This window comes from Paenibacillus sp. FSL L8-0435 (assembly GCF_037965655.1).
Classification (GTDB): domain Bacteria; phylum Bacillota; class Bacilli; order Paenibacillales; family Paenibacillaceae; genus Paenibacillus.
In genome coordinates this window covers 6,259,149-6,275,074 of the sequence record NZ_CP150185.1, presented here as the reverse complement: position 1 = coordinate 6,275,074, position 15,926 = coordinate 6,259,149, and the positions used below count along the sequence as shown (strand labels likewise).

Here is a 15,926-nt window from a genome sequence, read left to right as displayed (position 1 = left end):
TTAGAAATGTCCTTTACATAGGGTACAGTTTAAAGAGGGCAAACCTTTTTTGTATGGAGTTATAGAGGACTAGTAGTGCATTTTATTAGAAATTCAGTTCTGCTATCTGTTTAATCTCGTCTGCTTCATTAGGTGCGACAGCGATAAGGTTATCATATATAGCTTGATCCTGTTGCCCATCCTTAGTTAGAGCGGCAAGGTACCAACGAGCAATTTCACGGTTGGTAGCATCGGTCAGATCCTCTGCGATTCCACCCTTAAGGATAGCAGCAGATCCAGCTGAATCATTTAACATATATTTTATTTTCCCCGCGTTCAGAATCATTGTTGGAGTCAGCTCGAACGGCTGTCCTTGAAGTTGTCCTTCAGGGAGGGTCTTTAGATGCTCTACTCCATCAACAACATGCTGATAGGCTTCCAGACCTGAAGTGAAATAAGATTCCTTCTTAGCTGTATCGCCTTGTCCGAGCGCTTGATATCCAAGATCGAACGAACGGGTGATTAACTGCTCATACCATTCCATATTCCAGATGTAGTTAGCGGCGTACTCTTTTTGGAGAGCATAGGCTGCATCATAATCTGCTCTTAGATCATAGAGATGTATCATTTGCGTTACTATGCTCTTATTATAAGGTTCGGCTGCATTACCTCTTTGAAGTATTTCAAGAGAAGTGTTATAAAACTGATCGTCCTTAGTTTGCTCATATCCTTGTTGATACAAGGAAGAGAGTGTCAGCAATGAATCAATATGTGTTGTACGAATCGATAGATCTTTTTCTAATGGAGCTTTTATCTCTTGGAAATCCTGGCTACTCTGAGCGACCTCTTTGGCTAGTTCAGCATATTGATTTGCTTGCAAAAAGCGTACTGATACAATCAAGAGTAGTATTATAGAGAGTCCTGCAATCGTAATATAGATTCCTCGTGATGTAGAAGGGCTTACTTTGAAGCGCTGAACCGGTCGTGGTTCGATCGCTGCTGCCATACCGCCAAACCCGATAAACACCAGCATGCCGATGAAGACATAACTCATATTGAAATCGAGAAGACTCAATACCAGAATAGTCATGGACAAAATGAAAAATACAAAATGTGACTCTCTTTCGCTTTCGTCTCTTCGCAAGTAGCTGCGAACGTATTGATAGAAGATATACAGAATAAATGACATGAAAATGATAAATCCAATAATTCCGACTTCCACCAAGTATTGCATGAAGAAGTTATGCGCCTGCGCACTAACATATGGATTGTTCTGATACTTCTCGTACAGCGCAGTCCAAGCCCCACCACCTGCACCAATCAATGGGTAATCTGCAATGACCTTTGCGGCATCTTTATAGAAGGTGATTCGTTCAAGAACACTGTGCTGCTGGAAGTTGATGTTTTCCAGACGCGTACTGATACTATCAGGCAAAATGTTGCGAACGCTGGTACCCAACAGCAACACTGCTGCGATAATGGCGAGCAGCGCTGAGCCGAGCGGGATCCACAGGCTTGAACCTTTACGTTTACCCCAGGTATGGAGCTTTGTTTCCAGCTTGGGAGCGATCCAACGTTGAATAGCCCAGATGATGATTGCGACAACGATGGATGCTGCAACCAGATAGATCCAACCTTTGGCTGCAACTCCAGCAGTGAACTGTTGCTGCAGTTCTAGTCCAGCAGTATTGACTGGATTTAAGATCGCAATTGTTCCTATTCCTGAAATGACAAGATAAATGAACCATAAAATCTGTTTTGCTGGTTTGAGCAACAACAGGATAATCACGAACACAATTGGCATCATCACAAGACCTGTCCGCGAAAGTGTAAGCAACAGGGAGAGTAAGATGGGAACAAGCATGGATCCATGCAATAGCTGTGTGTACACTTTTTGGGAGCGGATCATGCTGAAAATAGCAATAAATAAAAATGCCATCAGGAATGCTGCGTATGTATTCGGGTACTGGAATACAGATGCAAGCCGTGGACCATTGGCATCGTTCCAAATCGTTTGATTGTATATCCCGTTAACAACACCTGAAGAGAACCATCCAACTAGCCTACCTGCCAAATTGGAAGCCCCAAGCCAGTTCAACAAACCAAATCCGACAATAACATATGCAATTCCTATTAAGGAAGATTGTATGATATGATTGATTTTGTTGTTTTGAAGCAGGTACATCGTCATCACAAAAATCATGGCATAAATACATTGGATGAGAATCATATTATTGGCCAAGTATTCTGATGCTGCATTAATTAGTGATAGTACATAGGTAAGAGGGAGAAATATAACAGCTACTTTGAGCCAATCTTGTTGTGTTTCTAACTTCATCTGCTTAAAGTAGATAGCCACCCAAAGGATAAACAGGAGGGTCGTAATGGCAACAGCCCAATAAATGGGTGCCTCGAATTGTAGCAATTGACCATTAAATAGCGCAACTTGGAACGCGGACCAGAGTAAAAATAAGATAAGCCCTATGGACAATGACCATAGGAGCGTCGATGTCGAATTGGCTGTAGCCTTACTCGACGTTTTCATTTGTTTCCCGTATACTGGATTCGACAAGGTTTGATTCTCCTTTTCTTGTAGATACGACAATATTTTAGCATAGATTATGCAAGTTGTTCTATCTATGATTTAAAAGGAAGTATTATAAAAAAGTAATAAAGGACGATTAAATATCAAATGGTAAAGATGAAATCGAACTTTTTTAAAATTTTTTACAAGATTGCTGTCCATTTAAAACCTTTGGCTGTAAAAATTTTTCCTTTGAAATTCAGGAGAAAGATGAAATATCTTCTACTTAGCAAAGCTTTCCCCTTGGAAAGAAAAAATAAATCCAATCATGTTTTCGAAGGTGAATCGGGGATAAATCTTGTCGGGTATTCACGTGCCGAAATGGGAATTGGAGAATCATGTAGGATAGCTGCACGAAGCATCGATGCCACTGGCCAAATTAACTTTGGGATTATTAATTTTAAAGGAACTAATTCAGCCAGAATGAATGATATGACTTGGGTACATAAAGAGACTACTAAACCCACATATAATGTTAATCTCTTTCATATCAATGCTGAGCAGATGATGGAAATTTATTCCCATTATGGAAATTCTATTTTTGAAAAGCGTTATAATATAGGATATTGGCATTGGGAACTGCCTGATTTTCCAGATGACTGGAAAGAGAGTTTTAACTTGGTTGATGAAATTTGGGTGCCTTCCACGTTTGTCGCGGATTCTATAGCTCAAAAAAGCCCAGTTCCTGTAGTGAAAATCCCTCACAGTATCGAAGTTTCAGTCAGGGATATGAGAGAAAGATCATATTTTAATCTACCTCAGGATGTTTTTTTATTCCTTACAATGTATGACCTAAAGAGCTTTCAGGAGAGAAAAAACCCGATGGCTTCAATAAGAGCATTTCAGACCGCCTTCTTACCCGAAGATGAGTCTGTTGGTCTTGTAGTAAAAGTGAATGGAGTTGGGTATGCGAAAGAAGATCTAGAAGAGCTATATGATCTCATAGGCGAATACAAGAACATCTATGTGATTGAAGGTACCCTTACAAGAAACGATACTAATGCACTGATTTTTGTAACAGATAGTTATATTTCTCTTCATCGAAGCGAAGGCTTTGGCTTAGGGCTTGCTGAGGCGATGTATCTTGGCAAACCTGCAGTGGGAACAGGATGGTCCTCCAATCTAGATTTCATGAAACATGATAACTCATGTATCGTGAGATATACATTAGTAGATTTGAAGCGAGACTTCGGTCCCTATAAAGCCTACCAATATTGGGCAGATCCTGATATAGAGCATGCAGCCTACTATATGCGTAAACTGAGGGAAGATAAATCCTATTATGAACAGGTGTCACTAAGAGGAGAAGAATATATTAAACAGAACTACTCTCCACATATTATTGGTAGACTAATACAGAAAAGATTAGAGTACATCTCTATGTGGAAGTTTGGAGGATGAAATGAATATTACAAGTGTAATCATGGCTGGGGGAAAAGGTGAGCGTTTTTGGCCCAAAAGTAGAACTAACCTTCCAAAACAATTTTTAAATATATCAGGTAATAAATCTATGATTCAGCAATCGATCTCACGGTTGGAAAAAATGATGGACATATCTCGGATATTCATTGTGACTAATGAACTGTATGCCGAGTTAATTAAAGTTCAAATTCCTACTTTACCTGCAAGTAATATCATCATTGAACCTGTAGGTCGAAATACTGCTCCCTGCATAGGTTTGGCATCTGTAATTATTGAGGATCGTTTTCCAGACAGTACAATGATCGTAATTCCTTCAGATCATATTATAGAAAATGAAGAGGGATTTATAAAAATTCTGAACACAGCTGTTCAAGTGGCTCAGGATAATAAAAATTTAGTTACACTTGGAATCCAACCTACATATCCTGAAACAGGTTATGGCTACATCCAAAATAGTAACCAAACCCAAGAAGTTAACGGACTCTCCGTCCATAAGGTTAGCCAGTTTGTGGAGAAACCGGATTTCGCCACAGCACAAACTTACCTAGAAGCGGGAAATTTCCTATGGAATAGTGGCATTTTTGTGTGGAAAGCTAATACTATTAGATACTACATCCAAGAGCTAATGCCAGAAATGCATGATATCTTGGAAACTATGAAGACGGTACTTCATTTAGAAAATCGTGATCAATTGTTACGTTCTGAATTTTTGAAGATGCCAGATCAATCTATTGATTATGGAATAATGGAGAAAGTAAGTGACATCTATGTAATTCCTTGTGTTTTCGGCTGGGATGATGTAGGCAGTTGGACAGCTCTTGAACGCATTAATGATTTGGATGAAAACGGAAATGTCATTCGTGGGAATATCCTAAATCTCGATACCAAGCGTTGTATTATCGAAAGCAATGGGAAATTGATTGCTACTTTGGGGATAGAAGATTTAATTATAGTGGAGACTGAAGACGTGACGTTGATTTGTACTAAGGAAAAGGCGCAAGAAGTAAAGTTGCTTCTTAAAGAATTAAGAATGCAAAAGATGGAAGAGTATCTTTAAAATTGCGAGAAGAAAATAAAAAAATTAATTTATGTGTATGAGGAGACTAATAAATGACTAAAAGTGCATTGATTACAGGAATAACAGGACAAGATGGATCTTATTTAGCAGAGTTACTTCTTGAAAAAGGATACAAGGTATTTGGACTTCGTCGTAGAACGAGTACTCCTATTATGGAGAATATTGAACATATCAAAAATGAGATTGAGTTTATTGATGGTGATTTGTTAGATCAAGGGTCCTTAGTACAAGCAGTCAAAAAATCCAACCCGGATGAGGTTTATAACTTAGCTGCCCAGTCTTTTGTAGCTACTTCTTGGGATCAACCTGGTATAACTGGACAAGCTACAGGTGTAGGGGTTACTAATATGCTTGAAGCTGTCCGTTATATAAAACCGGAAGCAAAGTTTTATCAAGCTTCCAGCAGTGAGATGTTTGGAAAAGTAATGGAGACGCCACAAAGAGAAACAACTCCTTTTTATCCGAGAAGCCCATATGGGGTTGCTAAAGTTTATGGACACTGGATCACTGTTAACTATCGTGAGAGCTTTGACATGTATGCATGTTCAGGAATTTTGTTTAATCATGAGTCCCCGCGACGTGGAGTAGAGTTCGTTACTCGTAAAGTGACGGATGCAGTTGCGCGTATTAAACTAGGACTTCAAAGTGAACTTCGAATGGGAAACTTAGATGCTAAACGTGATTGGGGCTTTGCTGGTGACTATGTTAAGGCCATGTGGCTGATGTTGCAACAGGATAAACCTGATGACTACGTTATATCGACTGGAGAAACTCATACAGTTGAAGAACTTGTACAAATCGCGTTTAATCATGCTGGTCTAAATTGGAGAGACTATGTAGTAATTGATCCGAGGTTTGTTCGTCCAGCAGAAGTTGATCTTTTATTAGGAGATTGTGAAAAGGCTAAACAAAACTTGGGGTGGAAACTTGAAGTGGGTTTTGAACAGTTGGTTCAAATGATGGTAGATAGTGACCTGGAAAAACTATCTTTTGAAAAGTCCAAGAGAATAGTGTGATGAAAAAGGCTCTTATTACAGGGATTAGTGGATTTGTAGGTAAGTATTTAGCTGAAGAATTAACTAATAACGGTTACGAAGTTTGGGGTGGGACACGAGATATGAAGTCAATGGACCCTCACAAATTGGAGAATTTAATATCGATAGATCAGGGAAATAAACAAAAAATAGTAGAAGATTTAAATCGTATCAAGCCAACAGTGATTTTTCATCTTTCTGCGCAAAGTTCTGTAGCAAGATCCTGGGAAGATATAGAAAAAACGTTTGAGGCTAATCTTATGCGAACCATTGAATTAATGGAGGCGATTCGTTGTTCCGAGATACAGAATGATGTTACATTTGTTTCCATAGGATCTTCGGAGGAATATGGGAATGTATCTAAACAGCCTATTACGGAGGATACGGCTCTTAACCCATCCAATCCATATGGTTTATCAAAAGCGACTACGGAAAAAATACTGTTATTTTACCATCAATTACACAACATAAAGATAGTTCATGTTAGGCCCTTTAATCATATTGGGCCAGGTCAAAATCTTGGTTTTGTTACAAGTGACTTTGCGAAGCAGATCACAGATATTGAGAAAGAACTTATCCCTCCATTAATTGAAGTTGGGGATTTAACAGCTAGACGAGACTTTACTGATGTAAGAGATATTGTGAAGGGTTATCGTTTGGTTAGCGAATATGGAATTAGCGGTGAAGCATATAATATCTGTTCAGGAAGGTCAGTATCGATTCAAAACATACTTGACATTCTACTTTCATTTTCTTCCAAAGAAGTCGATGTTGTGATAAATAGTGGGAAATTAAGGCCTGTTAGCATTAAAGAGTACTATGGAGACAATGGTAAATTACGAAGTCTCACCGGCTGGTCACCTGAAATCTCATTGGATAATAGTTTGAGAGATATTTATAACTATTGGATGGATGAGGTCTGAATCGAAAAGATGAACTGTTGCTTGTATTTTAAATTGAAAAAGGTGAAATCGTTTGAACTTAATGGTGAGTTTTGCTAGAGATATTGTAAGACAGAGGAAAATGCTTCTTAGTATGTCGAAGAGTGACTTTAAGTCACGTTTTCTAGGGTCAGCACTAGGAGTAGTTTGGGGATTTATCGCGCCACTGATCACGATCGTTATTTACTGGTTTGTCTTTGAATTCGGCTTGAGATCTGGGGGTAGAGCAGATCAAATTCCTTTTGTATTATGGATGGTTATCGGGATGGTTCCTTGGTTATTTTACTCAGATTCTATATCCGGAGCGAGTAATTCTTTATTAGAATATAACTATATAGTAAAGAAAATAGTATTTAATCTTAAATTTATTCCATTGATCAAAGTTATATCATCATCCTTTGTTCATATTATTTTTCTTATTCTTAGCATGGTATTAGTATTTTCATATGGTTATTGGCCAACTGTGTATTGGTTTCAATTTCTGGTAATCATACCTTATTGTTACATCACAATAACGGCAATATCGTATTTTAACGCAGCCTTGGTTCCGTTTTTTCGTGACTTCCCCCAAATTATTTCTATTGTACTACAATTCGCTTTTTGGGTTACCCCTATTATATGGGATATGGCAATTGTTCCTGAAAAGATCAAGTGGTTATTCATGTTAAATCCATTGTACTATCTAGTTGAAGGATATCGATCCATTTTTTTATACCAACAAAATTTTTTAAGTGATAATCCAGGATTTTGGATCATGTTCGGTGCAATGTCAATTCTGTTGGTAATATCAATACGTATTTATAATCATTTGGAGGGTTCATTTGCAGACTCGCTTTGATAGAGTGCAAGCCAAAACGATGACTATGGTATTGTCAGATATGTATTAGAATTTATACGTGTAAAAGTTGTTGGCAATCTCATCAATTAGAATAGTAGTGATTTAGGAGAAGATGATATGCATAAACAAAATTATGACAATGATAGTGTTTTAAAAGATGATTTAGATAAAGTCATTAGTCTATCGAATGTGAATAAAGAATATAAGCTATATGCTAATCCTAATGATCGCTTTAAAGAGATCTTTTCGAAGAAAAATCTACACACAACTAAAAAAGCTTTGAATAATATTTCATTAGATATATATAAACGGGAAGCTGTCGGGATTATCGGTTCCAATGGAGCAGGGAAATCCACGCTGTTAAAAATATTAACAGGTATTCTAAGACCCACTAGTGGGAGTATGGATATTAATGGAAGAGTATCCGCTATACTTGAATTGGGTGCAGGATTTAATCCTGAAAAGAGCGGTCTGGAAAATATTCAATATAGTTGTATGTTGATGGGGTTAACTAACGAGGAAATAGAGTTAAAGATCAAATCAATCTGCGAGTTTGCTGACATTGGAGATTACATCTATCAACCAGTTAAAAGTTATTCTAGTGGGATGATAGCTCGAGTAGCGTTTGCAACAGCAGTAAGTGTGGATCCTGATATTTTAATCGTTGATGAAGCGCTCTCTGTAGGGGATGCCTATTTCCAGGCAAAATCGATTGCGAAAATGAAAGAATTAATCAAAGATAAGACTGTTATTTTTGTATCTCATACTATGGATGTGATACGTAGTTTTTGTAAACGAGTTATTTACATCAAAGATGGAACGGTTTTTATGGATGGGGATGTAAGAAGTGTTACTCAACAATATGAAAAGGATAATAATCAACGTTTGGCCACCTTGGACAAGTCGTTGTCTTTAGATCGGATGATAAAACTCAGCAATTCCAATGTAAACGAAGATATCGAGAGTCAAGTTGAACTCTTTGATGAAGAGTTTGAAAGGAGAGTTGAGAGTTTAAGAGCCGGTACAGGGGAGGTTCGATTTATAAGAACCGATCTATATGTGGACGGTAAACCTACCAACATAGCTCCATTTGGTTCAAAAATAACTTTGAAGCTCTATTTTAGATGTATTGAAGATATTACTGAAGGTGGGACAGTTGGTTATACAATTCGGAATAGGAATGGCGTAGATATATTTGGATTAAACTCCTACAATAAAATTGAACTGCTTCCCGATTTAAAAGCAGGAGAAGTTAAAGTAGCCACTATATCATTCCGAAACATACTTGCTCCAGGAGAAGGCTATGTTGTTGGTGTAGGGTTAAAGTCCAAGCTACACCACACTACATTCATGGATAGCATTTATTCAGCTACAATTTTTGATGTTCCTTTACTTGAACAGCAAAATTGGGTGCCGGGTCTTGTTTATATTGAACAAAGTTACAATTTAACCTCAGTAGGAGGGAAAGCATGAAACTTATTATTTTAGCAGCGGGTGTGGGGAGCCGATTAGGGGCTGGAATACCCAAAGCTTTAGTTGAGATCCAATCCAATAGAACCATTTTAGATCAACAGATTGAAAATTTCCGTGATATTGTGGGGATTAACAATATTATTATTGTTGTAGGCTTTAAAAAAGAGGATATTATGTATCGTCATCGAGATCTGACATATGTATTTAATTCCCGATATGACAAAACAAATACAGCAAAAAGTTTATTGCTTGGATTGGAAGGTATAGAGGGTGAGGATGTGATTTTTATAAACGGAGACACCTTCTTTGATCAACAAACTGCTCAAGATATAGGACAATGTGGCAGAAGTTCTATTATGACAAATACAGAGGCAACTTCGGATGAGGAAGTTAAATATAAACTGGATATCGAAGGATATATTTCTGAATTATCAAAAGAAGTAGTGGATGCTCAAGGTGAAGCAGTTGGGATTAATTTCCTGAAGGCTGAGGATCTTCAAAAAGTAAGAGAAGAACTTTCAGCGGTAAGTGATATGGACTATTTCGAGAAAGCAATCGAAAATCTGATTCGTAGAGGAGAGTTGAAAATGTCTCCTCTAAATGTGAATGATCGATTTGTTAAAGAAATTGATTTTCCTGAAGATCTTGAAATGGTCAGAAACCATTTGGAGAATTAATTGATTTTATTAGAGGTGAACCAGTGAAAGCAGTTCTGAAAAAAATCAGAAGTAAATTGGAGAAATACTCATTCTATTATTGGATGATAGCATTTTTATTTAGTTTTTATAATAATATTCTAACATATTTGCCTATTCATAGAGCTAGAGTAGCTTATTTAAGAATTTTCTTTCGTGTCAAAGTGAGTAAAACCGCTTATATCGGCAGTGGGCAAACTATAACAGGATACCACAATGGGGTTAGTCTACGAGTTGGCAATAATACAATAATTAATAGAAATTGCTATATTGATGGGCGTGCTGGAATTACAATTGGTAATAATGTTAACATCTCTTTTGGTACTACACTAATTACGCTACAACATGATTATAATTCAGCTACTTTTGCCTGTGAAGGTAAATCAATCATTATCCATGACTATGTTTGGATAGGCGCTAATGCAACAATTTTGCCTGGAGTTACACTAGGTGAAGGTGCTGTAGTGGCTGCAGGGGCTGTTGTATCCCGAAATGTCGATCCATATACGGTTGTTGGAGGTGTACCAGCTCGTTTTATTACGAAAAGAAATAATGATTTAGTATATACAAATACATTTAAGCCGTTATTGGATACTGATATTGCGGATGACAGCAAATTCTATAGAAATAGCAAGGGATCAGAAAAAAAGAATAGTGGGAAAAAGAAGAAAATAGCTCTTGTAACGCTAGCTCCTTTCTTGCCTATTGATTCTGGAGGAAAGCTTGCAACTGCGAATACTATTCTTCCACTGACAGAAGAATATGATTATCATCTGTTCTCTTTTAAAATTCCAGGTGATAACTCTTACGAAGAAAATAAAGATGTTTACGATAAATTGTTTAAATCTGTAACTCTGGTACCTAAGCCAAAAATGTTGTTTGAGTTGAAAAAATGGGAAAAAGTAAAATTTATTATCAACCATATTTTGAATAGGCTACCATTAATGGACATTAGTTTTTATAGCAAAGACCTGTTACGAGCACTTAAAAAGTTAAATCGTGAACAAGGAATAGATATTATTGAAACACACAATTTACATTGTGCCTATACCAAAAAGGCTTTTTCAAAAATACCAATGGTTCTAATAAATCAGAATATAGAGGGTGACCTATTTCCGTTTTGGGAGCCTGCTACAAATTCAAAATATAAAAAGTTTATGTGGAGAAGGATAGCTAACATAAGCAGGAAAAATACATTTGATATTGAAATCGGGAATTTATATAACATAGAATCGAAAATATTTATGTCCAAAGATGATATGGCTCGAGTGAATGATATTAAAAATTATTCTGAATTTATTCCTATCGCTTTTGAAACGTCTTCCTTCAAGGAGAAGCAGTATGATGGTAAGTTACATGTTTTATGGTTAGGTGGGTTTGGATGGTACCCTAATGAAGAAGGTATGCGATGGTTTATTTCAGAAGTATATCCTTATCTAAAAGATAACGAAAATATTGTATTCCATATCATTGGAGGCTCTCCTTTCGAAGAATTGCTTAAACTAAACAGCCCTGGGCGTTTTGAAGTTATGGGACGAGTTGATGACCTAGAGCCATTCTTTGATCAATCACATATTTTGATTTCTCCTATTCTATCTGGGAGTGGTGTACGAATTAAAATACTAGAGTCAATGAGTAAAGGCTTGGCTGTTGTTGCCACAACACGTGGTGCTCAAGGTATTGAAGTAGTGCATGAGAACAACATTCTGATTGAAGATGATCCGAAAAGATATGCTGATTCCATAGTAAGGTTATCTAATGATCATGAGTTGATCGAGAAACTCAGAAGAAATTCTATGCAGTATATTGATGAGAACCATAGCATATCTAGAGCATTATTTATGAAGCGTAGAATTTATGATAGAATCTCATTGAAATAATGGATAGTGATATAGTACTTTCATATTAAAGTTAGGGGTGAAATTATGGAAGGACAACAAAAATATTCGGCTAACTCCTTTAATAATGTTGCGCAGATACAGTTAATGCAATTAATTGATCCTGGAGCGAAGCGGATTTTGGATTTAGGTTGTGGTGACGGTAAGACAACACGCATACTTCAAGAGGTCCTACCTAGTTCGCAGATTTACGGTCTAACTGCTAACGAAACAGAAGCAACCGAAAACAGTGATGCAGAGCTACAGATTGTATATGGTGATGCACACAAACTCCCCTTTGAAGACAGTTATTTTGATGCAGTCTATGCAAGGCATATTCTTGAACATTGTGTGGCCCCATTTATTGCAATTCAAGAGTTGAATCGTGTATTGTCTCTAGGCGGACAACTCATTGTAGCAGTTCCTGAAAATAATGAATGGGCAGATTCTTATCCCGATCATTATTCAGTCTTATCCCAATTAATGTGGGAAAAATTATTTGTCCAATGTGGATTTTCAATAAAAAAATCTTTTAAGGGCACCTGGTTTGCTTGGGGGGCTTCGGCAGAATTACCAGAGCTACGTTTTCAACTGGAAAAGACGAGCGATTTGGATACAGGAGAGAAACTGGCTCATATATTCTCGCCTAAAACAGGAGATCAATTTGTAGAACCCCCTAAAACAATAACTAAACATCCATTAGCATTTGTATTTCATAATTTGGTGACCTATGAGTCTATGAGAAATGTGCTATTCAAGTTGAAAGAGAATGACATTTCTTTCGATATAATTGTGCCTGTTTCATCAACAGACGAGAATGCACAACTGATGTTTGAGGATACTGCAAATTTTATAAAAAAAGAGTTTTCTAATGTTCAGCTGGGCATTGAAGATCCTTATATACGTTACAAAGTAGTATTTTTCCCTTTTCTTCCTTTCTTTTTTTCTGTAGAGAGTGATTATATTGTTCGTTATCAGTACGGCATAGGTAAGGCAGAATATAATTTTGATATGTGGAGTATGAATTTTGACTTTATACTTTGTCAATCAAATTATGACTATAAGGCCCTCAGTAATTATACGCAGGTCAAGCTTCTGGGTAACCCTAAGTTTCTAACTACCGCTAAAAGTGTAGCATCAGATAACTTCACTATACTATACATGCCAACTTATGGTGATTTAAGCTCACTAGATGAGAGATTCAATATCATTAAGTTACTTGCTAAAAAGTATAGAATAAAAATAAAACTACATCATATGACAATGTACTATGAACCTGAGCGAGTGGCTATGATTAGAGAGTTTTTCAAAGAAGAAGATATTCTTACTCACAAAGATTACCTTAGTGATATTTTTAGTTCAGTTGACTTAGTCATAACAGATACCTCAGGTTCTATATTTGACTCTATTCAATATGGTTTGCCTGTTTTGATTTTAAAGGGAATTTCTCAAGTCGTACAATCTAATCCGATCTCTTTGGAAGATGATTTAGTAGGAAAAGGGCAAATAACAACCATACATTCGGAAGAGGATATCTTCAAAGTGGATGCCATAAAAGATAATTATGAACATTATGGTGAGATGGTTAATAATTTGCGCGAACAAATATTTCCTGTTTTAGTTGATGATGTTATTGATAATTATTATAATTTTATTCAGGATTTGTTAGCAAATAACGTGGATTTCTGGGCTTTGAAGATCAATAGAAAGAAATCTTCATATATGAATAGATTGGAAAGTATGTTAGAAAACAAACAAGTGTTAATAGAAAAAATGGAGGAATCCTTCACTTCTCAGAAGGAAGGAATACTATCACTTCTAGATGATAATAAAAACCGTGTTAGGGATTTGAGTCAACAGCTCAACTCGCTTTACGAAGTTCTCTCGCAAAAAGATAGCCGTATAAATGAGCTAAGTGAAGAACTTAGAGCATTGAGTCAACTTCATAAGGATAAAGATAAACGTATACAGGAGTTAAGTGAAGAGGTTAGTATGCATGTGCAACTTCAAAGTGAAAAAGACACTCGCATCATTGAACTTAGCCAAGTTGTGAGTGAGTTTAATCAACTTCACGTGGAGAAGGATACACGAATTAATGAACTGAGCGAAGAGATTAGAGCTTTGATCTCTAAAACTAAAAAATAGTTTGTCCAAAGAGTATTATAAAAACTATTGAAATATCACTGTTATATTTCTTTTTGATTCGAATCGATTCTCTGAATATCACTTTTGAAATCGTCCAAATCACTTTATCTTTAGGAGGAGTGATTTGGACGATTATAATTTTATAGACTTTTCTGTAATGTTACTATGAAGATATTTTACTTTATATAAGGGACTGATTATTCATGAGCACGATAAAGAAAATTAAAAGTATTGTAAAAAGAGCTTTATATAAGGTTACTAAAGAGGATTCACCTATGCAAATAGCCCTAAATGAAGGGTACTACAATCCGTATGAAGGTATGAAGCTATTAAAAGATATTAAAGTTACGCTTATTGATAAGGATTACGAAGTCATTAATCAAGAATCATTTTCACTAATTACACCGGTCAAAAATGAAGCTGACGATATAATTCTTTATTTGAATAGCATTGAAAATCAAAAATTACTACCTGACGAAGTGATCATAGTTGATGGTGGCTCTAATGACGGTACTCCCTCAATTATTCGGGATTTTGCTATGAACAGTAAAGTGAAATTTAAAGTTATCGAGATCAATAGTAAGAGTATCTCCGAACAACGTAATTTAGCCATTAAAGAGGCTCAGAATGAATTGATCGTAATGGCTGATGCGGGAAATATATTAGATGAGAACTATACTAAAAACATGGTTGGCACATTAATGGAATTTCCTGATGCCGAGCTGGTAGGTTCTATATTTTATGCAGTAGATGAGAAGTTTGCAGATCATTTTATATATGGTTGGGACGGTTTCGGTGATTGGCAAAATTATTTACCAGCAGGAAAAACAATGGCTGTGCGTAGATCTATATTTCTTTCTATGGGTGGATTTCCAGAGTTTTTAAGTTTTACTGGAGAAGATGCTCTTTTTGATATATTTTATAGAAACATTAGTACCCGTTGGGTATTTAACAAAGCTGCCTTTGTATACTGGGATATCCCCAGAACCTGGGAAGATTGCTTAAAGAAGTTTTATTCTTATGGTGTTGGCGCAGGTGAGAACCATATGGGAGACTCAGGTTATTATGTAAGGCAAGTCAAAATGAGACAAGGAATTTATGCACCAGATTCAATTCCGATCACTGATCAAATGTACTCCGGATATTTGTTTGGAAGGGAAAAGAGAGCTGAAATTGAATTTAATGTTCGTAATGTTAATAACTTAATTGTAATCTTTTCTGAAAATCAGCTACATGTTGATTCTGCTGCTTGGCAGAAAGTAAAAGAATATATACAAAATAACAATAAGGTTATTTTCATCTCACACTTGAGACAATTCCCTGCAGAAAAACATGTGGATTTTGATTTCACTTTACTTGAATTATATGATTTTAGATCTGGTTTTAGTATTGAAGATTTATTGAGAAGGTATGGACGATTTGTTTCCAAAATGAAAATTGAGATTCTGGGCGATAACGAAGTTTTTGAATCTACAGCAAATGTAATAAGAAACTGGAGGGAACATAAATAGTGAATAAAAGTGAAAATGGTTTTGATAGTAAGGCTGTTGAAGAAAACTTATTAAATATTTTGAACCAAGAGGGTAAATTGAACTCAGACCCAGAGATTCAGGAACTATATAATCGACTATACAAGTCTTTATATTTAATGCGGGATTTTTCTTTAGACTATGAAGCACAAGATGCTAAGACTTTTAAAAAAAAGATTTTAAAAATATATCGCAAGTTTTGGAGAATAGGCGCATCTCCTTATATACAGTATCATAATCAATTTCATGCTACGCTAATTAATTTGTTATATTTGCAGAATGTCATTATTGAAGATTTAAAATCAAAAGCGGAGAATGAATAGGGAGGGGG

General features: G+C 36.2%; 12 protein-coding genes. 11 read left to right on the top strand and 1 reads right to left on the bottom strand.

Features of this window, described 5'->3' with window-relative positions; genetic code table 11:
• Positions 1-85: 85 nt before the first annotated feature.
• Positions 86-2,551 carry an O-antigen ligase family protein gene (locus NST33_RS27900; RefSeq protein WP_339305834.1) on the bottom strand — a complete coding sequence of 822 codons (2,466 nt, stop codon included), beginning with the start codon at positions 2,549-2,551 and terminating at the stop codon, positions 86-88.
• Positions 2,552-2,680: 129 nt separating this feature from the next.
• Here NST33_RS27900 and NST33_RS27895 point away from each other — a divergent pair, with 129 nt between their 5' ends.
• From NST33_RS27895 to NST33_RS27845, 11 genes are all read left to right on the top strand, one after another.
• Positions 2,681-3,964: a glycosyltransferase gene (locus NST33_RS27895; protein WP_339305832.1), complete on the top strand. Its 1,284-nt coding sequence runs from the start codon at positions 2,681-2,683 to the stop codon at positions 3,962-3,964.
• Between the two features lies 1 nt (position 3,965).
• Positions 3,966-5,042 (top strand): mannose-1-phosphate guanylyltransferase, encoded by a 1,077-nt coding sequence (locus NST33_RS27890; protein WP_339305831.1) that lies wholly within the window; start codon positions 3,966-3,968, stop codon positions 5,040-5,042.
• 53 nt (positions 5,043-5,095) lie between these two features.
• Positions 5,096-6,079, top strand: coding sequence for a GDP-mannose 4,6-dehydratase (gmd, locus tag NST33_RS27885; protein ID WP_339305829.1), 984 nt, complete (start codon positions 5,096-5,098; stop codon positions 6,077-6,079).
• Complete coding sequence (locus NST33_RS27880) at positions 6,079-7,020, top strand: GDP-mannose 4,6-dehydratase (protein ID WP_339305827.1); 942 nt, start codon at positions 6,079-6,081, stop codon at positions 7,018-7,020. Before gmd ends, NST33_RS27880 begins: the two co-directional genes overlap by 1 nt.
• Before the next feature lie 61 nt (positions 7,021-7,081).
• Positions 7,082-7,876, top strand: a complete 795-nt coding sequence (locus NST33_RS27875; RefSeq protein ID WP_339308786.1) for an ABC transporter permease — start codon at positions 7,082-7,084, stop codon at positions 7,874-7,876.
• Between the two features lie 117 nt (positions 7,877-7,993).
• A complete protein-coding gene (locus tag NST33_RS27870) occupies positions 7,994-9,349 on the top strand; it encodes an ABC transporter ATP-binding protein (protein WP_339305825.1) in 1,356 nt (451 codons plus the stop codon).
• Positions 9,346-10,026, top strand: a complete 681-nt coding sequence (locus NST33_RS27865) for an NTP transferase domain-containing protein (protein WP_339305822.1) — start codon at positions 9,346-9,348, stop codon at positions 10,024-10,026. The genes NST33_RS27870 and NST33_RS27865 overlap by 4 nt, the downstream gene beginning before the upstream one ends.
• A gap of 23 nt (positions 10,027-10,049) precedes the next feature.
• Positions 10,050-11,924, top strand: coding sequence for a glycosyltransferase (locus NST33_RS27860; RefSeq protein WP_339305820.1), 1,875 nt, complete (start codon positions 10,050-10,052; stop codon positions 11,922-11,924).
• Between the two features lie 45 nt (positions 11,925-11,969).
• Complete coding sequence (locus NST33_RS27855; RefSeq protein WP_339305818.1) at positions 11,970-14,066, top strand: methyltransferase domain-containing protein; 2,097 nt, start codon at positions 11,970-11,972, stop codon at positions 14,064-14,066.
• Between the two features lie 203 nt (positions 14,067-14,269).
• The gene (locus NST33_RS27850) at positions 14,270-15,577 is read left to right on the top strand and encodes a glycosyltransferase (protein ID WP_339305816.1); all 1,308 of its coding nucleotides are present in this window, start codon (positions 14,270-14,272) and stop codon (positions 15,575-15,577) included.
• Positions 15,577-15,918, top strand: a complete 342-nt coding sequence (locus NST33_RS27845; RefSeq protein WP_339305814.1) for a hypothetical protein — start codon at positions 15,577-15,579, stop codon at positions 15,916-15,918. The genes NST33_RS27850 and NST33_RS27845 overlap by 1 nt, the downstream gene beginning before the upstream one ends.
• The last annotated feature ends 8 nt before the right edge of the window (positions 15,919-15,926 follow it).

Coding starts and splice junctions, on each gene's coding strand:
- NST33_RS27895 (WP_339305832.1), top strand. CDS start 2,681: ATGAAATCGAACTTTTTTAAAATTTTTTACAAGATTGCTGTCCATTTA.
- NST33_RS27890 (WP_339305831.1), top strand. CDS start 3,966: ATGAATATTACAAGTGTAATCATGGCTGGGGGAAAAGGTGAGCGTTTT.
- gmd (WP_339305829.1), top strand. CDS start 5,096: ATGACTAAAAGTGCATTGATTACAGGAATAACAGGACAAGATGGATCT.
- NST33_RS27880 (WP_339305827.1), top strand. CDS start 6,079: ATGAAAAAGGCTCTTATTACAGGGATTAGTGGATTTGTAGGTAAGTAT.
- NST33_RS27875 (WP_339308786.1), top strand. CDS start 7,082: ATGGTGAGTTTTGCTAGAGATATTGTAAGACAGAGGAAAATGCTTCTT.
- NST33_RS27870 (WP_339305825.1), top strand. CDS start 7,994: ATGCATAAACAAAATTATGACAATGATAGTGTTTTAAAAGATGATTTA.
- NST33_RS27865 (WP_339305822.1), top strand. CDS start 9,346: ATGAAACTTATTATTTTAGCAGCGGGTGTGGGGAGCCGATTAGGGGCT.
- NST33_RS27855 (WP_339305818.1), top strand. CDS start 11,970: ATGGAAGGACAACAAAAATATTCGGCTAACTCCTTTAATAATGTTGCG.
- NST33_RS27850 (WP_339305816.1), top strand. CDS start 14,270: ATGAGCACGATAAAGAAAATTAAAAGTATTGTAAAAAGAGCTTTATAT.